This is a genomic window from Pedobacter kyungheensis (assembly GCF_000812965.1).
Taxonomy (GTDB): Bacteria; Bacteroidota; Bacteroidia; order Sphingobacteriales; family Sphingobacteriaceae; genus Pedobacter; species Pedobacter kyungheensis.
In genome coordinates this window covers 94,839-116,422 of sequence record NZ_JSYN01000013.1, presented here as the reverse complement: position 1 = coordinate 116,422, position 21,584 = coordinate 94,839, and the positions used below count along the sequence as shown (strand labels likewise).

23 protein-coding genes are annotated in these 21,584 nt (G+C 39.4%); 21 read left to right on the top strand and 2 right to left on the bottom strand.

The genetic code is table 11. From position 1 onward, the window contains the following. The first annotated feature begins 166 nt into the window (after window positions 1-166). From OC25_RS12165 to OC25_RS12070, 20 genes are all read left to right on the top strand, one after another. Window positions 167-688, top strand: a complete 522-nt coding sequence (locus tag OC25_RS12165) for a type VI secretion system TssO (RefSeq protein WP_039476344.1) — start codon at window positions 167-169, stop codon at window positions 686-688. Window positions 689-696: 8 nt separating this feature from the next. Further along, on the top strand, window positions 697-1,182 hold the full coding sequence (locus tag OC25_RS12160) for a type VI secretion system transmembrane protein TssO (RefSeq protein ID WP_039476342.1): 486 nt from the start codon (window positions 697-699) through the stop codon (window positions 1,180-1,182). Window positions 1,183-1,214: 32 nt separating this feature from the next. Continuing rightward, complete coding sequence (locus OC25_RS12155; protein ID WP_052266170.1) at window positions 1,215-2,195, top strand: PKD domain-containing protein; 981 nt, start codon at window positions 1,215-1,217, stop codon at window positions 2,193-2,195. A 43-nt stretch (window positions 2,196-2,238) separates the two neighbouring features. Then, window positions 2,239-4,611, top strand: a complete 2,373-nt coding sequence (gene tssR, locus OC25_RS12150; RefSeq protein ID WP_039476340.1) for a type VI secretion system protein TssR domain-containing protein — start codon at window positions 2,239-2,241, stop codon at window positions 4,609-4,611. A 4-nt stretch (window positions 4,612-4,615) separates the two neighbouring features. After that, window positions 4,616-7,135, top strand: a complete 2,520-nt coding sequence (locus OC25_RS12145) for an ATP-dependent Clp protease ATP-binding subunit (protein WP_052266169.1) — start codon at window positions 4,616-4,618, stop codon at window positions 7,133-7,135. A gap of 56 nt (window positions 7,136-7,191) precedes the next feature. Then, window positions 7,192-7,638, top strand: coding sequence for a hypothetical protein (locus tag OC25_RS12140; protein WP_039476338.1), 447 nt, complete (start codon window positions 7,192-7,194; stop codon window positions 7,636-7,638). Between the two features lie 18 nt (window positions 7,639-7,656). Next, complete coding sequence (locus tag OC25_RS12135) at window positions 7,657-9,045, top strand: DUF5458 family protein (protein ID WP_039476336.1); 1,389 nt, start codon at window positions 7,657-7,659, stop codon at window positions 9,043-9,045. Between the two features lie 125 nt (window positions 9,046-9,170). Beyond that, a complete protein-coding gene (locus OC25_RS12130) occupies window positions 9,171-9,743 on the top strand; it encodes an NAD(P)H-dependent oxidoreductase (RefSeq protein ID WP_039476333.1) in 573 nt (190 codons plus the stop codon). Window positions 9,744-10,052: 309 nt separating this feature from the next. Continuing rightward, a complete protein-coding gene (gene tssD / locus OC25_RS12125) occupies window positions 10,053-10,448 on the top strand; it encodes a type VI secretion system tube protein TssD (RefSeq protein ID WP_039476332.1) in 396 nt (131 codons plus the stop codon). A gap of 165 nt (window positions 10,449-10,613) precedes the next feature. After that, a complete protein-coding gene (tssD, locus tag OC25_RS12120; RefSeq protein WP_039476331.1) occupies window positions 10,614-11,009 on the top strand; it encodes a type VI secretion system tube protein TssD in 396 nt (131 codons plus the stop codon). A 128-nt stretch (window positions 11,010-11,137) separates the two neighbouring features. Continuing rightward, a complete protein-coding gene (locus OC25_RS12115) occupies window positions 11,138-11,686 on the top strand; it encodes a hypothetical protein (protein WP_039476329.1) in 549 nt (182 codons plus the stop codon). Window position 11,687: 1 nt separating this feature from the next. Next, window positions 11,688-12,272, top strand: coding sequence for a T6SS effector amidase Tae4 family protein (locus OC25_RS12110; RefSeq protein ID WP_039476326.1), 585 nt, complete (start codon window positions 11,688-11,690; stop codon window positions 12,270-12,272). 23 nt (window positions 12,273-12,295) lie between these two features. Continuing rightward, entirely contained in the window at window positions 12,296-14,074 is a 1,779-nt protein-coding gene (locus tag OC25_RS12105; protein ID WP_039476323.1) for a type VI secretion system Vgr family protein, read from the top strand. A gap of 3 nt (window positions 14,075-14,077) precedes the next feature. Continuing rightward, complete coding sequence (locus OC25_RS26915) at window positions 14,078-15,553, top strand: hypothetical protein (RefSeq protein WP_052266168.1); 1,476 nt, start codon at window positions 14,078-14,080, stop codon at window positions 15,551-15,553. 16 nt (window positions 15,554-15,569) lie between these two features. Next, window positions 15,570-15,983, top strand: a complete 414-nt coding sequence (locus OC25_RS12095; protein ID WP_039476321.1) for an immunity 70 family protein — start codon at window positions 15,570-15,572, stop codon at window positions 15,981-15,983. Between the two features lie 37 nt (window positions 15,984-16,020). Further along, a complete protein-coding gene (locus OC25_RS26910; protein ID WP_052266167.1) occupies window positions 16,021-16,503 on the top strand; it encodes an ankyrin repeat domain-containing protein in 483 nt (160 codons plus the stop codon). A 33-nt stretch (window positions 16,504-16,536) separates the two neighbouring features. Further along, complete coding sequence (locus OC25_RS12085) at window positions 16,537-17,022, top strand: ankyrin repeat domain-containing protein (protein WP_052266166.1); 486 nt, start codon at window positions 16,537-16,539, stop codon at window positions 17,020-17,022. 160 nt (window positions 17,023-17,182) lie between these two features. Continuing rightward, on the top strand, window positions 17,183-17,542 hold the full coding sequence (locus tag OC25_RS12080) for a hypothetical protein (RefSeq protein ID WP_039476319.1): 360 nt from the start codon (window positions 17,183-17,185) through the stop codon (window positions 17,540-17,542). 12 nt (window positions 17,543-17,554) lie between these two features. Further along, a complete protein-coding gene (locus OC25_RS12075) occupies window positions 17,555-18,496 on the top strand; it encodes a hypothetical protein (protein WP_039476316.1) in 942 nt (313 codons plus the stop codon). Between the two features lie 2 nt (window positions 18,497-18,498). Then, the gene (locus tag OC25_RS12070) at window positions 18,499-18,780 is read left to right on the top strand and encodes a hypothetical protein (protein WP_039476312.1); all 282 of its coding nucleotides are present in this window, start codon (window positions 18,499-18,501) and stop codon (window positions 18,778-18,780) included. An 82-nt stretch (window positions 18,781-18,862) separates the two neighbouring features. On the opposite strand, the gene OC25_RS26905 is transcribed toward OC25_RS12070, so the two are convergent. Continuing rightward, on the bottom strand, window positions 18,863-19,465 hold the full coding sequence (locus OC25_RS26905; RefSeq protein ID WP_052266165.1) for a GIN domain-containing protein: 603 nt from the start codon (window positions 19,463-19,465) through the stop codon (window positions 18,863-18,865). Between the two features lie 292 nt (window positions 19,466-19,757). Between OC25_RS26905 and OC25_RS12060 the strand changes: the two genes are divergently transcribed. Then, a complete protein-coding gene (locus OC25_RS12060; RefSeq protein WP_039476309.1) occupies window positions 19,758-20,114 on the top strand; it encodes a response regulator in 357 nt (118 codons plus the stop codon). Window positions 20,115-20,271: 157 nt separating this feature from the next. On the opposite strand, the gene OC25_RS12055 is transcribed toward OC25_RS12060, so the two are convergent. Then, the gene (locus tag OC25_RS12055) at window positions 20,272-21,576 is read right to left on the bottom strand and encodes an ABC1 kinase family protein (RefSeq protein WP_039476306.1); all 1,305 of its coding nucleotides are present in this window, start codon (window positions 21,574-21,576) and stop codon (window positions 20,272-20,274) included. Window positions 21,577-21,584 lie beyond the last annotated feature (8 nt).

Here is a 21,584-nt window from a genome sequence, read left to right as displayed (position 1 = left end):
AAGTTTGCTAAAAGTAGAATAAAAAAATCGTTTTAATAATCAAACAACAAATATTAAAAATTGTTATAGAACAGAATTAATTTGTAAAAGGTTTGTGTGATTTTATTGGTGTTGAAGTGTCGGATTAATTCTTATGTGAATGCTATATTGATAATGAAATGCTCTTATGAAACCCATTAACGCGACAGAAATTAGAAGTGCCTACGCTAAATTTATTCTCAACTTTGTATGGTTAACCTGCTTCTCCATTCTCAGTATTTATCTTTTTTTTCTGGCCTCTGATTACGAGTATACCCTGCTCGATAAAAAGGTAAGGGAAACTGAAAAACTCTCCTCTTTAAGAAAAGATATTAATACCAACTATGACCTGATTCTGGTGCGTTTTAAAGAACTGGCACAGTACCGCAATTACAATGCAAACGAAATGAGTAAGCAAGCCATTTTACTCAATGATATCCAGTCAGCCAATAATAAAATTAAAGATCTGATCTCTAATAAAACAGAATCGGGATTAAGTTTCGACCTGTACCGCAAATTAAACAACAATGTTGGTGCAATGGCCGGTTTACAGGATTCGCTCAACCAATCCCGTTACGACATTCAACGATATAAAGAACAAATAAATGATTGTACGCGTGCGAACCAGTCTGCAGTAAAAAAAATTAAAAACGGCCGTTTCGGTAGATAATTAAAGCCATGATAAAACTGAGTATAAAAGAAAGACGTGAACAATTTTTGTTTTTTATGGCCCTTTTCATTTTTACCGTGGGGCTTTTAAGCTTTGGTATTTTTTACAGTGATAAATCGCGCTACGAAATTTCTAAAGATGAGCTTGAAGTAAAAATTGCCGAAAACGAAGCATTCGAAGCCATGGTAAAAGAAACCATGCCAACCGTCGATAGCACCTACAAACAAATTACCCGTTACAATCCTAATGTACAGGCCGTTTTTTTAAAGAACGATATCCAGCTTTCTCTGGGCTCAATCAGGGCAGCATTTGATCGCAAAGCATCCGATTCGCGCTATAAAATATTTGTTCAAACAGCACAATTGTATGACCGGTTATTTTATGACAGGCAGGAACAAAACCGAAACATTACAGATATAGAGCTGCATAAAAAACAATTAGACGACTGCATTACCAACAGGCGTCAATTGCAGCAAACCATATCTGCCAGATAAAAATCCCTAATCAACCTATAAAAAACGCTACTATGTCTGATACAAACACCAAGCAAGTTAATTCCAATTCGCAGGGCTACGTTATCCTTTACATCCTGTTGGCTGTACTGCTTTTAACCGGCCTCATTTTTTTATTTAAAAGCTCCTTGTTCGAAAAAAGGGTAATTGATGCCCGAATCCTCAAAGATGAAATTTACCTGAACGAACCACTGGTTTTTACCGATAATACCCCAAAAGCATCAAAATGGCTCTGGGAATTTGGTAACGGTGCAAAAGCTACCACAAAAACAGGGTCTTATCATTACACCAAACCCGATACCTATATCGTTCGCCTAACTGTTGACGGTGAATTGCGTCAGGAATTTCCAATCACCGTAAGAGATACGGTTCGGGCTGCCCTTGTGGATAGTGCACTTACCATTAGCGGCCCAACTGCCGGTTTGGTAAACGAAGAAATCAGGCTGGAAGGCGACGGCGAAGGCAAAGAATTCGAATGGTCTTTTGGTGAAACGGGCCGAGTTGACGTAAAGGGAAGAACCGCCCTATATACTTATCGTGCTCCAGGTAAATATGTGGTTAAGCTCAGGTCTGATAAAAATCCTAAACCAGCTTACTTAACCATTCTGGTTACCGATCCTAATGCCGAAATAGTAGAAGATCTGGTTGCCCCAGGTGATGGAGAACGCAAAACCATCGATGATATCAGGGCACGCTTACAGGCTATAGCCAATGGCGCCGATTTTAATTCCAATTACTATTACCTCATCAATAAATACATGTGCAGCAACGAAAAAGTTAGCGTAAATGTAGAAATGAATGGCAAGAAAAAACAAACCGATATTTATTCGTACTGCATGGGCCTCACTTTTGGTGGCGAAATAGCCATTGATGAAGCACAGCTAACCATTAAGCCCAATTCTACCTGCGCCAGCTTATTGAATATTAAACAGCATTCGGCAACAGCCCAACCAGCTGCAACTGCCACTGCAGAAGCGCCTGCGAAAACCAGATAGATTAACCTCAACCTAATTTTAAAGCTCATCTACAAAAAAAACTATGAAAAAATATCTCTTTTCCATCCTTTTATTAGGAATATCCTTTGTTTATGCCCAATCGCCGGCCTCATTTGGCAAAAAAGTAAAATACATGCCAAAATCGTACGAAAAACCGTCCGAAAGCATTAACGTAAACGAAAGTACCAGCAGCAGCAGTTTACCCTGGATTGTTTTTTCGGACAGAGACGACAATTATACCACTACCGCCCCGGGCGGAAGCCTGATTATGAAAAAAATCGGTTTTATGGAACCTTTTTATGTATCGAAAGAAGAAAATGGCTACCTGAAACTCATTAAATACAAAGCTGGAATGATCAGAGGAAGAAAAATAACAGATAAAAGAAGCGCCATCAGCTACGGTTGGATTGCCAAATCTAAATTGTTGCTTTGGCAAAGGGCTTTCTCTAATCAAAAAACAGGCTACGCAGAAAAAGCCATTGGTATTGTAAACGGTAAAAATCCTTTAACCGAGCCTAAATTTTATTACGATACAACTGATTCTATTTTGGTTTACAACACTCCTGAGCTTAAAGACAGGCGCACCAAGGTGAGGTTGCACGAAATTGCTTATATCTTCAAAAAATCAGAAGATGGTAAAAAATACCTGATTGGCTCAGACGATCAGCTCGTAGCCGATACCGCTTTAAAAAGTATTTATGGCTGGGTTGCCGCTTCGGCCGTACACAGTTGGGGCGACAGACTCTACATTACCGCTGTAAAACCGGGCAATTACGATACGGATGACTCTACCGCAAACGCGATAAAAAATGGTATCAGCAAAGGTACTGCGTTCGTAGTCGACCCTTTGTTGCCAAGGGAAAACCTGATTTTAAGAAGTGTTCCTGTTGTTTCGGATGATGAAGGTACCTACTCGGTTGGGATCGCCGCCGATGTTTACAACAAAAAGGATAACAAAATTTTAACCATCAACGGCTCATCACTTTCTTATCAGGATTATATACAGCTACGTAAAAATAAAAACAAAGTAAATGTGGTTTTTGTGGTAGATGGCGGAAGTCCTATGACCAAATATTTTTCGGGAATGACCAATACCATCTCCTCTTTTGAAAGCATAATGGGCGATTTTGGTAAAGGCGCTAAAGTAAACTATGGTGGCGTGGTGTACCGCGGCGAATCGGGTTGTTCTGTGCCGGGCATTTTTGTAAACCCCATTCAGGATGATTACCGAAAATTAATGACTTTCCTCTCCAATCAGGCTAAAAATACCGTGCGTTGTAATGGCCAGGTAACAGAAGAACCTGTTTTTGGTGCACTAAAGGCTGGCTTAAATCTTTTTAAAGGTAAAAAGAACGAAACCAATTTAATTATCCTGGTAGGTAGTACCGGAACAACCGGAGGAACCGATAATACCCAAATTAATGCATTGAGCGAGCAGGTGGCCCTGGCCGATGCGCGTATTTTAGCTTTACAGGTATACAGCGATTTTAATTCGACCTTTAACGATTTTGTAATCCAATCGCGCAAACTCGTTTCCGAATCAGCCATCCGCTCGGCAGAATACCGTAAAAATACCATGGTTAAAGGCGAGGGTTTAAAAAGCTTTCAACCTTACAATACCAGCCTGCAGGATTCGATTTCATATTATTTAGATTATCCTAAAAACAGCTTAATACAAGGGGGAGTAGTATTTCCAACCAAAGGCACAGTTAATTCTAACCAAAGCATGACGGTGGCTTTGCGCCGTTTTGTAAAAGAAACCAACGCTGATATTTATTCGCAAATCAGTTCGCTGGATAGTGCCTTTCGTTTAACAGGCATTTCGCGTAAAAACCTTTCATCAGAAGTTCAGGGCCAGTTACCGGAACCCGTTGGTGATGATGTGGCCGACCGTATGCCACATAACGCATTCAAATATTACAGTACCGCCAGTTTATCGGCCGATGCCGTTAAAAACAACCGTTCAGCTTTACAGTACGCAATTGTTTTAAATAACATGGAGTACAAACAAATTGTTGATGTATTCTCGATTATGCTGGGCGAAAATCTACAGGCCGATCAATCTTCTTTCAGAAGTAAGCTGGTTAAAAATTATGTTAACATACCCAGACAATTGCTCGGTATGAAAATATCATCGGGCGAGGTAAAGGCAATGACTTTGGCCAATTATATCAAATTGGTAACCGGTTTGCCTGTTAACAACGAGTTTTTATCGCAATACACCGTTGCCGATTTAAAAAGAACTTCGAAAATGCCTTTAGAGCAGTTTGAAACCTATATCAAATTATTAAGTCAATCGGTACAACAGATTAAAAGGGCTACTCAGATCGAACAGCAATTCGTATCAAACGGAAAAACCTATTACTACATCACCGAGAATAATTTTAACCAGGCAGTTTCATCACAAAGTAAGTAGCAGTATGGCAGTTACAAATTTAAGCGAATCGGTAAAAACAGCACTGCATATTGCGCAATCGCTGGCAAAAGAGTACAGAAACGAGGTTTTCTCTGCTGCTCATTTGCTTAAGGGCTTAATGCACAAAGATGTTGGACTTAGGGCTTTTGTGGATTCAATCGGTAAAGATGAAGAATACATTAGCGAATGGGCAGAAGTGCGCATTGATGAACAAACCAAATCGGCAAGCTTTAGCGATAGTGTAAGCGGAGCTCCAGAAATTGCAGTTATTTTTGAAGAGGCTGATAACGTGCGCATTAAACTTGGACTTGATTTGATTACTCCTGTTTGCGTATTAACCGCATTGGCAAAACCAGGTATTGGTTTTCAGCCCGATCAGCTAAAATCATTTCCGATAAAAGAACGCGAAATTTTAGACCTCTACGTAAAAGATGAGGAAATTGCGCGTGCAGTTTCTCCAGATGCCACTAGCTCAAGTACAGATAAAAAAACTACAGGCAATGCCTTGTACAAATATTGTATAGACCGGCTTCAGCAGGTGCGCGATGGAAAAACAGACCCCATTATTGGGCGTGATAAAGAAACCCGGATGATGATGGAAATTCTTTGTCGCAGAACCAAACCAAATGTAATTCTTACCGGTGATGCCGGTGTAGGAAAAACAGCTTTGGTTGATGGTTTTGCACTCGATATTGTAGCACAAAATGTACCCGACAGCTTGAAACCGGTACAGCTTTTCGAACTCGATCTGGGATCGCTTATTGCAGGCGCATCATACAAGGGCGAAATTGAAGATCGATTGAAAAATATCATCAAAGAAATTAAACAGTTCGAAAAGGCGGTTCTTTTTATTGATGAAATCCATACCCTTTTAGATAGCAAAGGCCCTTTAGGTGCAGGTATAGGCAATTTGTTGAAACCTGAACTTGCCCGCGGCGAAATAACGGTTATTGGCGCGACAACCATTGATGAGTATCGGAAGATAATTGAACCTGAACAGGCTTTTAGTCGCCGTTTTGAAGTACTTCAGGTCAATGAGCCGAATGAAGAAAGTACCATCAAAATGTTAGAAAAGCTGGCTGTAAAATATGAAGATCACCATGCTTTAACGATTGAACGTGATGCTTTGGGCGAATGCGTACGCCTGGCTAAGCGATACATGAAAGACAGGCGTTTACCCGACTCGGCTTTTGATTTGCTCGACCGGACAATGGCTGCCATGAAGATGATGAACGATACTTCAGACCAGGTAATTGAAAGCCTGGAAACTGAGCTGGAAACTTTAAAAACAAATTCCGAACTGGCCGAACCACAAAAATTTGCCGATTATAAATGGCTGTTTTCTTTGTTGCAGAATAAATTGAGTCCGGTGCTGTTAGGGCGTTTAACTGATGAAACTCAGACCGATGCTTTTGAAACAGCCGATGAATATCAGGGTTACATTGATAGCAGTCTGCAGGAGCTAAAAAAATATGCTGCCGAAAAGAGCGACCGCATTACCAAACAGGATATTGCTTCAATTGTAGCTTACAAAACAGGTATTCCGATGGGGAAACTGCAGGCCGGCGAAAAGGAAAAATTGCTCAATATGGAGCAGTATCTCAAGAAGCGTGTGGTGGGGCAAGATCAGGCACTTAAAGCGGTTTCAGATGCCATTCTCGAATCGCGCAGCGGTTTAAACAAAAAGGGGCAGCCTATTGGTTCGTTCTTTTTACTGGGCCCAACCGGAACGGGTAAAACCGAGCTGGCCAAATCAATCGCCGAATTTTTATTTAACGATGAAAAAGCTATGATCCGGTTTGACATGTCTGAATTTAAAGAAGAACACAGCGCAGCCTTGCTATATGGTGCCCCTCCGGGTTATGTGGGCTATGAGGAAGGCGGCTTGCTGGTTAATAAAATCAGGCAGCAACCTTATTCGGTATTGCTTTTTGATGAGATCGAAAAAGCGCATCCTTCGGTTTTTGATACTTTTCTGCAAATTTTGGATGAAGGCCACATGCACGATCGCCTGGGCAAAGAAGGAGATTTCAGCAATTCGTTAATTCTTTTCACTTCCAATATTGGCAGCGAATGGATTGCCGAGCAGATTGGTAAAGGCACTATTCCGGCTTCGAACCAGCTGATGGAAGTTATGGCCGGGCATTTTCGCCCCGAATTTTTAGCGCGTATTTCAGAAATCGTTCCATTTGCGCCGATTAATGAAAGCAATGTAGTGCGCATTTTCGAAATCCAGCTCAGCAGTCTGGTACAGGCACTCAGCAAAATGGGTATTGATTTTGAAATTGAAGATGAGGCCAAGAAAATGATTGCTTTAGATGGCTTTACGCCCAAATATGGCGCCAGACAGCTTTCGGCGGTGATCCGTAATTTATTGCGTCGCCCGATATCGAAATACATCATTTCGGGAGAGTTGAAAAAGGGTTCGAAAATCAAGGTGAGTAAAAAAGCTGATGCTGATGAAATCGAATGGAATATCATTCAGCCTGAAGTTGTGCCTCCATTGGAACAAAAATTGAGTTAAAACGTTAACTGTTATATGTTTAGAAAATTTTAATCGTAAACTTAAATCTACATACTATGTTTAATTATGAAATTGGTGGTAACGAGCGGAAAATAGATACTTCTGAAGCTTTCGCAGAAATTGCCCATAACAAAACGCTTTTTGTACAGAAATTAACCGATAATGATCCCATTAAACCTGAAAAAGTTGAAGGATTAAAAACGGTAAAAGAAGTATTTGAACACTACAAACCCAATGTTAAGGTCGCTTTCGAAAAACAAGATGGTTCTACCGTTGGAGAAACCCTTAATTTCTCTGATCTGGGTGATTTTGGAGTGAAAAACATCATTAATCAAAGTAATTACCTAACTGATGTAAACATTGAGCGCGAAATGTCGCTGAATGTAATTAAGCAGTTAAAATCGAACAAAACCTTAAAAGCAACGCTCGACGATGAGGAAACAAAAGCCGCCTTTATTAGTGCGTTAAAGAATTTTGTTGATGAACTGGAGCAAAATAAATAATCTAAAACCGCCAAAACTATGTCAAATCCTCAAGAATTAAAAACAGACCAAAATATTGCTCAGGCAGGTTTTAAACCGGCAGAAGGTAAAACCGTTGAAAAAACAGCCCTAAAAGATAACCTGGAAAAATTAGCCAGGGTGGGCGGTTTCGATTTATTGGAAGCTACAGTAGATGGCCTTCAGAATTTAAACCCTGAAAGAAAAGCCCGGAAACAGATTTTTTTAACCGGCGATGAAAAGAAAAAAGAACGCGAAGAGCTGAAAAAGAAAATCCAGTTATGGATTGATGTACTCGAATCTTCTAATTCGGTAGCCGATATGGTCGAGAAAAGTACCGAAAAACTGAACACAGCAGAAGAAAACCTGAATAAAAACATCGGAACAGCATTGGAAAGCACGCGTGAGCTGGAGCAAGCTTACCGCTCTGTTCACTTGTTTTATAAAAATACCGAAGCCGATAAGCTTAAAAATGTGGTGCTTTTAAATGCATCGATGGATCAGATAAAAGATCTGGATAATCCACGCTTTATCGAATATGTAGACGATGAGCTGAAACAAAACTACGACCGTTTAGATTTACGTAAAAACTATTCGCTAATGGTGGTTCCGGGTTACATGGGGTCGAATAAAGTGCTGGAAAGATGGGCTAAAATTGCACACAACAACAAGGCCATGCTGGTAACCGATTTTGCCGATTTGGATCAGCCGGATGATGTACTCGATTTATTTACTGCCGCTAATTTTACCGGTGGCGATGCTTTCAGGTCGAACGTAATCATGACCTGTAACTGGCTGGTTGGCCGTGGTAAAGTTGCCGAAGTTGGTGAGGAAGACGATCTTACCGTTCCGGGATCGGCTGCATTGGCGGGCAAAATGTATTACACCTTAATGTCGCAGGTTACCGCCGGTAAAAAACACGGCGCCATTAACGAAGTTGATGGAGTAAAATTCGACTTGAAAAAGAGCGAAATTTCTCATTTAGAGCGTGTAGGACTGGTACCAATGGTAAATGAATACGGTAAGGTAATGGCTTTCTCGGCCAAAACATTATTTAATGGCGATAACATTGGTTTACAAACCTATTCAGTAGTAAGGGTGTTCGATTACATTACCAAAGTATTATTCGATTTTCTGAACAGAAGGGCCTTCGAAAACTGGACCTCTAAAACCGAGCAGGATTTACGCGCTCAGATTGTGAAATTTTTAGATGGCATTCAAGGTGCTGACCGTCTGATCGAAAGATTTAAAATCATGCGTTTCGAAAGAGATGAGCAGCAAAAAGACCGCATTCACCTCGATATTCACATTACCCCATATTTTCCGGCTAAAAGTTTTGTGGTAAAATTAGATGGTCACAAAGGTGAAGACGAAAATACCACCTGGAATACAGAGTACAATCAGCAGTAATTTTTGATCGCTGAAGAATAAAAACCCAACCTTTGCGTTGGGTTTTTTTATGGGCAATGCATAACACTTAACAAATTCTTTATAATTTTGTAATGCATCAGCCCAGATCAGATTAATCAAAAAAAATGAAGCAAGTACTTCTCCTCAATGGAGATATTGAAAAAAACGCATCTACAAATTTCCTGATTAACGCATATAAAAAAGGTGCTGAAAGTTCCGGGGCAACCGTTCGTGAACTGGCCATTATCGACCTGATATTCAATTCGAACAAATTGTTTAGCAACCGGCAGATTGCCGAACTGGAGCCTGATTTACAGCGGGCTTTAACGGCTATCAGGCAGAGCAACCACGTGGTGCTCTTTTGTCCGGTGTATGTAGATCATATTCCTGCCAAGATTAAGGGCTTTTTCGATCGTTTATTTATGCCCGATCAGATATTTGCCACCCAGCAACAACAGGTAAATAATAATTTTAGTGGCCGCTCGGCCAGGATTGTTTCTATTTTAGACGAAGCCACATTTAAAGATTGGAAAGCCAATAAAAAGACTACCTATCTTTCCATTAAAAAAGTAGTTTTCGAAAAATGCAGGATGAGTCCGGTACTCACCAATACTATTGGCGAGTTGCATTCGCTGGAGAACCATTATAGTCAGAAGTGGCTGGTAAAAATGGAGAAGTTTGGTGCACAGTTAATTTAATATTTAAGACAGTGTTGACCAAAAAGGCAACACTTTGGGGAAAATAGCTACACTTTTGTAGTTTTATTTGGAGTAGTATTGTATATGTATCATTAATGTTAACTCGATAATTTTCCACATTTTATCCACATTGCCAACCTGTATTTTTAGGTGATAAATGAGGATTTATACCTTTTTCTTAGTTTTAACGATCAGGTTACTTATTATAAATGAGTAAGATATAAGATAATTGGCCTGATAATTGGTTTGGATTATTACAGCAGTGGAGACTGCAATTAATTAATTTATAAACCTTTAAATTTTAAAACTATGGCTTTCAAAGCTAGATTAAATTTTTCAGGCAAGGAGTACGATGTGCTTCATTGTGCCTATGCGTTAAACCGCGATGTAGATGCTAAGGGAAGACCTTCTTCCGGAGTTTACGGCGGTACCATTGACATTGAGATCGAGTCGACTGAAGACACCTCAATTATCGAAGCAATGGTAAATAACCAGTACAAACCCATTACCGGAACCCTGTTGATCAAGAAAACAGAGGAAGATGCCAAAATGAAAGAAGTAAATTTCGAGGATGGCTACATTGTTAAATATGCAGAAGGTATAAACATTGTAGGCGATCACCCGATGACGCTTAAATTCCAGATTTCGGCGCGCAAGCTTAAATTAGGAAACGCAGAGCACCTTAACGACTGGCCTAAAGCCTAGTTGAGGTTGAAGGTTTGAAGGTGGAAGGTAGAAGGCTTGAGGTAGGCAAAACGCCAAACGCGTGGCTCCATACCCTTTGCTCCATGCTCCTCGCTCCATGCCCTCCGCTAAGCGCCAAACGCTCCCCGCTAATCACTTTATTTCAAAACATTTAAACTTACTACAATGGCATTTAAAACCCGTTTAAATTTAGGATCAAAAGAGTTTGATGTACTGCAATGCAGCTTTTCATTAAACAGAGATGTTGACGCAAAAGGCCGTCCGTCTTCAGGTGTTTATGGTGGTACCATCAGTATCGAAATCGAATCGACAGAAGATACTTCGGTAATCGAATCGATGGTTAACAACCAGTACAAGCCACTTTCAGGCACCCTGGTTTTCAAGAAAGGCGAAGAAGACGCCAAAATGAAAGAACTTTCTTTCGAAGATGCCTACATCATTCAATATAGCGAAGGTATTGCAGTAAACGACAATACCCCAATGACATTAACTTTTGTGCTATCGGCCCGCAAGCTCAAGCTGGGCAGTGCCGAGCACGAGAACGACTGGCCAAAAGCCTAACGGAGGTTGAGCGCTAGAGGGGAGAGGGCTTGAAGTAGGTAAAACTCTTATGCCCTTTGCCCTATGCTCCCCGCCAAACGCCAAACGCTCCCCGCTAAACCTATTTAAAAGCTTTAATAAACCGCTTCATGCAATACCTAGTTATTTCCGGAACGGATAAAATTGAATCAGGAAACCTGAGGAAATATGCATGCATTTTTCTTCTGGTATTTTTTTGGCTGGGTTTTGCCGCATGTCAGCAAAATCGAAGCAAGAATGCTTCAGGTGCAATTATCCTGAAAGATTCATTGCCTTTGGCAGACAAAACATTGCCACCGGTAGAAACACAGTATCAGGAACCACCAAAATCACTAATACAGCACCTTAAACAGCAGGCATTACATATTGCCCTGGTTAATGTAACCACTGTTGATTCTGTATTCAATGCGGAAAAGGTTTTTAGCGCTACAATATTAAAATCTTTTAAAGGAAAACTGAAGGTTGGCGATAGCCTGAAATATATGGCTATGAACGATATGAAATATATTAAACACCCGAATGATACGCTGATTGTTTTTCTTGATAAAGCCAAATCGCCTGTTTTAACAACCGGAGGTAAAGCGGTATTTTTCTTTGCTCTGGAAAACGCATCCTTTACCGGTACCAAATACCTGGATTCACTTTTGACCAAAAAATAATATGCCGCTTTCTTTGCCAACTTTTAACGATTTACGGATTAATTACCCTACAGGCAGTAGCGAATTGGTAAAAGCAACCATTGGCGGCGCTGTTAATGCGGCCTATATTACCAATACCTGTGTGGTTAGAATGAGCAGGGCATTTAATTATTTAGGTATCGATAATCACATTTTCAGCCTAAATACCCCCAGCTGGAAATACACTACTAAACAAGCCTTTCTGGCACAGGAAAAGGTAAAAGTGCATGCAATTCCTCAAAGATATTCGTTTATTAAGGCATTCGAAACCATTGCCGGGGCCGATAAAAAGCGTTATTGTTTCCGGGTGAGTGAGTTTTTCAATTACCTCAACCATAAATACCAGAAATATAACCATTCGCTTATTTTAAAAACAGGCAAATTTTTTTCCCAATCAGAGCTACGCGATTTCACTGATAAGATTAACAACAAAACCGGCATTATATGTTTTAAAACCAAATTTAGTGATGCAACAGGGCACTTTACCTTATGGGATGGCTACAAATGCCTGTATCAGGATTATTTTCTGGACCCCCGTACCTCTGAAATTTACCTTTGGGAATGTTAATGCAATATTAAAATAACCTTACTATGGAAAATAAATTAATCTCCGAAATCAGTATAGAACAAAAAGAAATACTTCATTTTGCTTCCTTCTCCCTGAATCAGGCTTTTAACGATCACCATTACTTTGAACTGCGTTTTAACCACGATCAGATGGGTGCTCCGGGGTTAATTAATTTGGATGATAGCCGCGATTTTGTAGGTAAAACCTTAACCGCTTCTTTTGGCTATACTTCGGGGAAAATGCAGCAATTTGCAGGTTTGGTAACCCGGGTAGAATTGGCTCAAAGCCATGGCTATCATGGCGTTTTAGTAGTAAGTGGTTACAGCCCCACTATATTGATAGATCGGGGGCCGGATTTGGGCTCCTATCTGGATAAAGATTTAGATACCATTGTAAAACTGGCAACAAAAGATACGCCCGCAAACGATCTAACTATTTCGGCCAATGCTGCACGCAAAACACCTATAGATTACCTTATTCAGTACCGCGAGAGCGATTTTGATTTCCTGAACCGTTTATCTGGCGAATACCACGAATGGTTTTTCTATGATGGTAAACAGCTCAATTTTGGTAAACCCGATAAGCAAAAAGAAGTGGCCTTATTTTATGGCCGCGATGTGCAAAACCTGCAGTATGCAATGGAGGTTTCGCCCATAAAATACAAGCGCTTTGCATACAATCCAAAAGAGAACGAAATGCTGCAAAGCGAAAGTGCGGGTAAGGCAGACGGAAATCCCGATCTGGCACATGCCATCAAGGCTTCCAACGCCATGTACAGTAAAACATTTAATCAGCCCTCGCTCATTAGGGTCGATAATGGCAGCGATATTAAAAACCATGTAGAAAACGAAGAAAAAGCACACATTAGCGAACTGCTTAAAGTGAATGCCAGTGGCGATAATGCAGAATTGGCTATTGGTACCCTTGCCGAAATTACCATGAGCCTGCGTAAAGAACTGAGCTTTGCCACAGAGAGCCTGGGTAAATTTTTAATCACCAAAATTAGCCACAATATAGATGGAACCGGCAAATACCACAATACTTTTGAAGGAGTTGTTGCCACCACCGAGCGCTTAATCGTTAAGAACTACGAAAAACCATACCCTGATATGCAACTGGCAGATGTGGTAGATAACAACGACCCCCAGGGCCATGGCCGCATTAAAGTAAAGTTTAAATGGGAATGCCAAACCAACGACGTTACCGAATGGCTCAGGGTAATTACACCCGATGCCGGTAGCAGCGATAAAGTAAGTAAAAACAGGGGCTTTGTTTTTATCCCCGAAATTGGCGATCAGGTAGCCGTAACTTTCGAAGAAGGGAATATTGCACGCCCAATTGTGTTAGGTTCTGTATTTCATGGTAAAAGTGGTTCGGGTGGAAGTGCCAGTAACAACAGTAAAAGTTTGACCTCTAAAAGCGGGCATACCGTGCAGCTTAATGATGGTGGAGGTATAACCATTAAAGATAAAACTGGCGGCAACCACATTGTGGTTGATGGCAACAATAAAATAACAGTGACTTCTAGCCAAACAGTATTACTTACAAATGGCTCTTCCTCTATCACACTGGAAAAGGATCAGATTCTAATTCATGCGGATAAGATTGAAATTGCACAGAAAGACGGAGCAAAATCAAGCAAGATAGATATCAATGGTACGGCAACTAATGTAAATACCCAGGATATGAAGATTACATCCACTACCAATGCCATAACGGGGTCTAACAATACCATAACCGGAACCAATCATGTTACCGGTGGAAATACTAAAATTGACGGAGGTGATGTATTTATAAACTAAGTAATGGGACATAAAATCATAACAGAAGAGGATTTTTGGATTTGTTCTGAAGGAGCAATGCCTTCCCCATTTCAAGGTACCCGGGAAAGCCTTCACGACAGTTCAGGGCATAAATACATTACAAAATCTGATACAAGCACCATTAGCTGGATAGATTTTGGATGTAAAAAGTATATGTTGCTAATGGCCCTGGTTGTTGCCCTGGCGGTTGTTGTAGCAGTAGCGGTTGGAGTACTTACTGTTGCTACAGGTGGGGCTGGCCTAATTTTATTAGGTGCAGTAGCAGGACTTGTTGGAGGAGCTATCGGTGCCGTTGTGGGTGGTTTATTATGTGGCCATAAAATGGGCCCAGCCAGAGCGTGGGACAATAAGAAACCAGATATGATTTTGCAGGGTACCCCCGTTATTACAGGAGGTTGTACCATGACCTGTAAAGCTGGTGGAACAGTTCAATATGCACCAAACATTAAAAGTTGGATGGGCGCCATTGGTTACGCAAGTTTGAGTTACGGGAGCGAGCTGGTTAAATGTGCTTTTGTTGGGGCTGCCGTTGGTACAGTAGGTTCATTGCTTGGCGTAGGGAGCGTTGCAGTAGGAGGAACAGGGGGAACAGTCGGAACAGGAATTAGCTTATCAAGAGCGAGTATGATTTTGGCCAGGCCTACCGTTGCCAGTGTTTTGAGCAATATAGGTGCCAGTTTTGGAATTGGCACCGGATGGACAGGCGCAGGTATTGCTTTAGGCTCAAGGGGCATTTTTGGTGCAGAATCTGCAGCTGAAACTTATGCCATTGATGCGGTAGACGAAAATGGAGAACCGGTTAGTGTAGGGGATAGTTTTGCCAAAGGCGCACTGCCAGAATATGAATTTGGAAGCCGCATAGCTGATAAAGGGGTAAGCGGTTTGCAGTGGTCTGATGCCTTACTAGGCTTATATTTCCTCAATATCAAAGCAGATCCGCCAGGTACCTTCAGGGATGCCAACGGAACGCTCAGAAACTCCAGGGGTAATCCTAATGGATTAAAACCTGGCACTACGGCAACCGATCCAAGGAAAGTAAAAAGTGGTGGATCGGGAAAAGCTTATGAGGACGGGCAGACAAATGGAAACAGGCCTAGTTGGCGTCAAAGCGAACTAGATGCGGAAGAGATGTATCCAGGTTATGATACTCAAAAAAGTTTCATTAATGGGGAGGAGGTGCCTTATGGAACGGAGGGTAGTACACGACCAGATTTATATAATCACGGGCATAGTGTTGAAGTAAAAAATTATGATATTGAAAGTTCTGCTGGAAGGAGCCATTTAAAGGCAGAACTAACGAGACAATATAACGAAAGGGTTACGCATTTACCACAAGGAGATAAACAAACAGCAATAATAGATGTAAGAGGGCAAAACGTGCCTCCAGAAACATTAATAAAATTAGAAGAAGATATTTTACAGAATTGTCCAGATATGGAAATTATATTTAAATTATAAAAAAAAACAAATATTTATGACAGGATTAAAAGTTGGACCTATTTTTTATGGAATAGGTACAGGAAGTTTTTTACATTGTTTCTTTTCAAATATCGCTTACCACCTTGAGGGTAATAGATGGGGGAATATATATCCTACTTTGATGAATAAATTATATAAAGGGAATTTACCAAATGGAGATATTAATAAAGCAAAAAAGGAATTAGAAGAAATAAAAGAAAGATTCAAAATGATAATGCCTGATCAGGTTATATGGGATATTGAGAATCCTGAGCAAAGACCGCCTTGGGGAGATAAAATAGCGGAAAGAATAACCAATCTTTCTAATTATTTTTATACTAGCGATGGAAAGGATTTATTTGATGTTTTATTTACCAGTTTTGAAACCGCTTTAAAAGTAAAAAAAGATGTATCTATTACAAGTTTATAATTTAATTGGTGTGGAACTTTGATGCAATATTTTAAAAATGAAAAACAAAATATTCTCTTTATCGATGGACGGAAAAGTTCAAGAATTAGAAAATGAACTAAAGAAAGACACCAAAGGAATCAATGATAAAGCAGACCTCGATTATTCTCCTTTAGCAATAGCCGTTGCAAGAGGACATAGGGATGTGGTAAAATTATTGCTGCAATATGGTGCTGTAGCAAATACCCAAGACCAAAAAGGGAATACTCCATTACATTATGCGAGTGAAAACAATAGCCTGGAAATAGCTGAACTATTGTTGGCGCATGGAGCAGATTTAAATATTCAAAATACTTCAGGTAATCAGGCATTGTGGACAGCAACATTTAGTGCTGCAGATGGTGATCAGAATAAATTACCATTGGTTAAACTTTTATTACAAAAAGGCGCTGACAAGGAACACCTGAACAACGTGGGGAAAAAGCCTGCAGATATAGCACTAAAAATTGGTGTTCCGGCATTAATTGAGCTTCTCGCTTAGTGAGTGTTGTAGCTAATAGAACGCATTTTGTTTATGGAAAACAACCTTATAAAGCTCGCCATAGGCGGAAAAACAGAAAAGATAGCGGAATTATTAGCTATATCAACAGTTGATATCAATATGAAAGACAGTGTAGGCTTTACAGTATTAGCAACTGCTGCAGCACTCAATCATTATGATGTGGTTAAATTGCTGCTTGAGAAGGGGGCTGATCCAAATATTCCAAACGATAAAGGTAATACTGCTCTACATCATGCCGCTGAAAATAATTTACTTGATATAGCCAAATTATTGCTAAATCATCATGCTGATTTAGATGCAACAAATAGTTTCGGTAACCAACCGTTATGGCCAGCTGTTTTCTATGTTCGTGGCGACAAGAGAAAGCATGTCCTGGTAGAACTTTTTTTAGATCACCAGGCTGATCCTAATCATAAAAATAATGCCGGAGCCAGTCCGTTGTCTTTTGCTGAGAAAGTAGGTAACACGGATCTTGTAGCCCTGTTAAAAAAAAGATAAAATAACGTTGTATTAAATATAAATTCTCTGTTGAACATGAAGAACATTGTATAAACTGAATTTAAATTTTACAAATATTTATGACAGGATTAAAAGTTGGACCTATTTTTTGAACTATTAATATCTTGAAGGGATAAGGATACATACTTAATTTAAAAAAATGAATATAAAAAAGATCGTTTATAATGATTACGAAAATTTTAACGGGGAGTCTTTTTTGGAGCTTGAGCAAGCATTAGATTTATTCCAGAAGCTAAATTGGCAAAAAGGTACTTTTCTATACTTTGATGTGAACCCAACAGAAACTTTTCAGATTTTCTATCAGGAAGAGGGACTTTATTTAATAGAAATTGCCAACGATAGTGATGACATGATTTACCTTCAAAAATTTGCAAAGGAAGAGGAGATACAAAATCTTATTCAATATTATTTCGAACATCAGGTTGTTTTAAATGATGGCTTTTATCCCGTTCCGATAGAAACAAAAACCTTATCAGATGTGATCAGAGAAACGAATTAATCAATTTTAATTATGAACAGATTAAATATCAGTATAAACGAAAAATTTCAGGCCCAGTATACGCTATTCATTGAAATGGAATCAATGCTGGTTAATGCTTTAATGAAATCGAAAACTGAAATCAGATATGATTTTTCGGTATTAAATATTGATATGGAAGGCTTCGAGTGCAGATTAGTACAATTGGATATTTTTATTCAGGAAGCCAATAATAACCTAATACACGAAGTAGCCGAGCTCACTGGTGCATTTAACCGCATGTTCAATGAGCTTCATTTAAAGCTGGATCATACAGGAAAGGTGATTAAAGTTTTAAATATGGAGTTGATTTTATCAAAATGGCAACAAACAAAGCAACTCATGCAACAGGCAGCAAATAAGAGCGACGACCTGAAAGATTTGATTGCGCTCAGTGATAGTATGTTTGCAAGTCCGGAAAAAATTACGCAGGCCATACAGGCAAACGAATTTTTGCAGGTTTATTTTGGCTATGTGTATGGAAATGAGGTGCCATTTTCGAAATCTGATACCAATCGGACAAATTTTTTAAACACTTCCTATCTGCCATTTAAAGTAAGCTCAACTATTGATCAGGAGATAAATGGCCTGAATAATGTTAAAGTGGTGACCAATTCGGTACCTTACATTACGCTGGACATGAGTTTCAAGAAAAATGCCTACAAGACCTTTGAAGATAAAATTGATCTGAAATCCATCAAACCTGAAATCACCGAAGATGCCATTCATTCAATTGATGCTAAAACCGGAAAATTGTTGAGCACAACTGTTCTTAAAAAAGAAATTGCTGAAGAGCAAAAATTATATGTCATCAATAAATATACGATGGTTATAGATGCGTATGAAAACAAAGTGGACCAACTTAAAGATGAAACAGTTAAATCATCAGAAAATGTGAGTACTCAGGAACATAAAAGTAGATTTAAATTTTTTTAATAATGAGGAGTAAAGAAGTTGAACAATCAGGGTACGGAGCAATTAAAACATTGTTTGCCAAAACCATTTCTATTGGTAAATACGCCCTGTCGTTCAATATTGATCAATCCTCCAATAGCAAAGCCAAGCGTTATGTTTTTACCTTTAGAAAATCGGTTAAGAAAATAAATGGTAACGTTTGCGCTCAAGGCATCATATCAAAAGGGATTTTCATTGTTTCGCACTTAGCAAATATCCGTTTAGGCTTCTTTAGTAGGTATCAGATTAAAGAAAAAGTAGATTAAATGTGATAATTTAGGATATCTAAAACAAAAAAGGCTCCCTAATCAAATCAGGGAGCCTCAGTTTCATTGGTGTGTGCCAGTGTTATTTAATTGCTGCAATTTCTTTTTCGATAGCAGCAGTTTCTACCGAGCTGATATTGGTTTTTAAAGCAGCAAATTTGTCAATGGTTAATTTTTGCGATTTGCCCATTACCAAAGTATGGTTATCTGTTGAGCCGCTTAATTTTAAATCTGCATCATCGGCAATTACGGTGTATAAACCTTCCGAGCTTGTATTGATGTCTGCATGAGCATTTCCTTTTAAGAAAATCTGAAGGTATTTGGTGCTTAATTTTCCGTCGGTTTTAACAACAGCATTTTCCGAAGCCTCAATTCTGTAAATGTCGTTAACCACAACGGTTAATCTTGTTTTTTCAGTACTCATAGAAGTAATTTTCAACGCATCACCATCCTGTACTACCTTTGCAGCTCCATAATTGTCGTCGTTATAAGAAATGCCGATGGTTCCTTTTTGTACAATGGTTAACTCTACATTTCCTTTTACCGAGATGCGTTTAAAATCAGCAATTTTAATGTTTTTCTCAGGTTCTTTTTCGGTAGCCGAAACAGTGGTTGTAAATAAGGCCGATGATAAAACAATGGCTGTTAATGTGGTGGCGATTAGGGTTTTGATTGAGGTTTTCATAATATTTTATATTTAATAATTAAATGTTAATTAATTGTTATTGAATTGTTTAAGTCTGTTTTTGTTGTGTTTCGTAGATAAGACGCTGCGATTTTGAAAACGTTGCAACATCTTTTGCATTTTTATACAATCGATGGGTAATTCTCGACCAACGGGCATAAAATCAAGACGAAACCGGAGAAAAAAATCAGTGCGTTAAAATATTTATGTGCGCATAGGTAAAATCTTATGCCGGTTCTGGTTTGCAAATAGATTTTCGTTATCTTTAATCAGAAATTTTTTTGATTTAGTTATGAAGAAAAAAGTTGTGCTTGTTCAGGATAATAAAGATATCCTCGATATTATGGATCAGGTGCTGGAAGAAGAAGGGTTTGATGTAACGGCATCCCTAACAACCGAGCCAATAGAAAAGATAGAGGAGATTGAGCCAGACGTGGTAGTGGTTGACGACCACATTAAAGGTAAAAAGAAAGGATCGCAGGTAATTAAAGAGCTTAAATCTGATCCTCAAACCGAAGACGTATCGGCTGTATTAACCTCTACCTCAAATAATTTGCCTCAGGAGGCCGAAGATTGTAAAGCCGACGACTATATCGAAAAGCCTTTTGATTTAGATCACATGGTAGATGTAGTGAAGAAAAACGCTTAACTAAAGCGGCTAAATCATAGAGCAGCGTCATGCTGATCCTATAGCTATCGGACTTATTTCAGCATCTTTTAAGCAGCAAAGTCAAGGTTCTGAATAAATTTACCGTCAAGTTTTTCGCTTCACTCACGTCAGCAATAACTATATTATTTCCTGTATTTTATCGCCCTAGAGTGGGGTTATAGGTATCTGTATGCACAGTTGCCTTTAGCTCATGTAAAATCTGGTACAAACCAAAATTAGTGCGGTTTAAATAAATGAAATGTTTTACGCCGCGGGCCTGTTTAAATTCGGGCATTTTCGAAATTTTTTCGCCATAAGCATATAACTGCTCAAAAAAATCGGGTTTGCTAAAATCGAAAACTTTGCTCGTATAGGGTTTGGCAAACAGTTTAATCATTTCGCTGTACGATTTGTGGTAAAATTCAACTTGCTCGGCAGTATCATCAGCGTGGATCATTTCCAGCTGTCTGAAAGCTTCAATCGTTTTGCTTTTATCGTTAAAAACATCAGTCGAAATCAGCGAGAAAAAAGGATAATAAAAATCATCGGGCATTTCTTTTATGCAGCCAAAATCAATTACGCCTAAATTTTCTTCCGGGGTAATCATAAAATTCCCGGGGTGTGGATCGGCATGTACTGCCCTTAATTCGTGTTGCTGAAAATTATAGAAATCCCACAATGCCTGACCAATTTTATTGCGCAAAGTTTGCGAAGGATTGGTTTTTAAAAACTCTTTCAGGTGTAGCCCTTCAATCCAATCCATGGTAATAATGCGTTTGCCTGAAAATTCGGGATAGTATTTAGGGAAAACTACATGCTTAAGGTTTTTACAAGCCTCCGAAAACTCGATAGAGCGTTTTACTTCCAGCTCGTAATCGGTTTCTTCGAGCAAGCGCTCTTCAACTTCTTTGATGTAAATGTTAAGTTCCCTTTCCGACATGCCCAGCAAACGAAACGCAAACGGCTTTACCAGTTTCAGGTCAGACGATATACTGTCGCCAACACCAGGGTACTGGATTTTTACCGCCAGTTTTTTGCCCTCTAAAGTGGCCTGGTGTACCTGACCAATAGAAGCGGCATTGCTCGAAGTAAGGTTAAAACTATCGAAAATCTTTTCAGGCGTTTTACCAAAATTTTTGGTGAAAGTACGCACAATTAACGGACCTGAAAGGGGTGGGGCATTATACTGCGACTGGCTAAACTTATCGACATAAGATTTAGGCAATATGTTTTTATCCATACTCAGCATCTGCGCAATTTTTAAGGCACTGCCTTTTAATTCGCTGAGCGATTTGTAAATATCTGTAGCATTGTCTTCGTTAAGCTGCTCGCGATCCATATCGGGGTTAAACAGCTTTTTAGAGTAGTGTTTAATGTAGTTCCCGCCAATCTGGATGCCTGTTTTAACAAATTTGGCCGAACGCTCTACTTTTGTAGTGGGGATACTTTTTTGTGTTTTCATTTAAATTA

Bases quoted from the DNA above. Each gene is read 5' to 3' on its own strand.
- OC25_RS12165 (WP_039476344.1), top strand. From the start codon at position 167: ATGAAACCCATTAACGCGACAGAAATTAGAAGTGCCTACGCTAAATTT.
- OC25_RS12160 (WP_039476342.1), top strand. From the start codon at position 697: ATGATAAAACTGAGTATAAAAGAAAGACGTGAACAATTTTTGTTTTTT.
- OC25_RS12155 (WP_052266170.1), top strand. From the start codon at position 1,215: ATGTCTGATACAAACACCAAGCAAGTTAATTCCAATTCGCAGGGCTAC.
- tssR (WP_039476340.1), top strand. From the start codon at position 2,239: ATGAAAAAATATCTCTTTTCCATCCTTTTATTAGGAATATCCTTTGTT.
- OC25_RS12145 (WP_052266169.1), top strand. From the start codon at position 4,616: ATGGCAGTTACAAATTTAAGCGAATCGGTAAAAACAGCACTGCATATT.
- OC25_RS12140 (WP_039476338.1), top strand. From the start codon at position 7,192: ATGTTTAATTATGAAATTGGTGGTAACGAGCGGAAAATAGATACTTCT.
- OC25_RS12135 (WP_039476336.1), top strand. From the start codon at position 7,657: ATGTCAAATCCTCAAGAATTAAAAACAGACCAAAATATTGCTCAGGCA.
- OC25_RS12130 (WP_039476333.1), top strand. From the start codon at position 9,171: ATGAAGCAAGTACTTCTCCTCAATGGAGATATTGAAAAAAACGCATCT.
- tssD (WP_039476332.1), top strand. From the start codon at position 10,053: ATGGCTTTCAAAGCTAGATTAAATTTTTCAGGCAAGGAGTACGATGTG.
- tssD (WP_039476331.1), top strand. From the start codon at position 10,614: ATGGCATTTAAAACCCGTTTAAATTTAGGATCAAAAGAGTTTGATGTA.
- OC25_RS12115 (WP_039476329.1), top strand. From the start codon at position 11,138: ATGCAATACCTAGTTATTTCCGGAACGGATAAAATTGAATCAGGAAAC.
- OC25_RS12110 (WP_039476326.1), top strand. From the start codon at position 11,688: ATGCCGCTTTCTTTGCCAACTTTTAACGATTTACGGATTAATTACCCT.
- OC25_RS12105 (WP_039476323.1), top strand. From the start codon at position 12,296: ATGGAAAATAAATTAATCTCCGAAATCAGTATAGAACAAAAAGAAATA.
- OC25_RS26915 (WP_052266168.1), top strand. From the start codon at position 14,078: ATGGGACATAAAATCATAACAGAAGAGGATTTTTGGATTTGTTCTGAA.
- OC25_RS12095 (WP_039476321.1), top strand. From the start codon at position 15,570: ATGACAGGATTAAAAGTTGGACCTATTTTTTATGGAATAGGTACAGGA.
- OC25_RS26910 (WP_052266167.1), top strand. From the start codon at position 16,021: ATGAAAAACAAAATATTCTCTTTATCGATGGACGGAAAAGTTCAAGAA.
- OC25_RS12085 (WP_052266166.1), top strand. From the start codon at position 16,537: ATGGAAAACAACCTTATAAAGCTCGCCATAGGCGGAAAAACAGAAAAG.
- OC25_RS12080 (WP_039476319.1), top strand. From the start codon at position 17,183: ATGAATATAAAAAAGATCGTTTATAATGATTACGAAAATTTTAACGGG.
- OC25_RS12075 (WP_039476316.1), top strand. From the start codon at position 17,555: ATGAACAGATTAAATATCAGTATAAACGAAAAATTTCAGGCCCAGTAT.
- OC25_RS12070 (WP_039476312.1), top strand. From the start codon at position 18,499: ATGAGGAGTAAAGAAGTTGAACAATCAGGGTACGGAGCAATTAAAACA.
- OC25_RS26905 (WP_052266165.1), bottom strand. From the start codon at position 19,465: ATGAAAACCTCAATCAAAACCCTAATCGCCACCACATTAACAGCCATT.
- OC25_RS12060 (WP_039476309.1), top strand. From the start codon at position 19,758: ATGAAGAAAAAAGTTGTGCTTGTTCAGGATAATAAAGATATCCTCGAT.
- OC25_RS12055 (WP_039476306.1), bottom strand. From the start codon at position 21,576: ATGAAAACACAAAAAAGTATCCCCACTACAAAAGTAGAGCGTTCGGCC.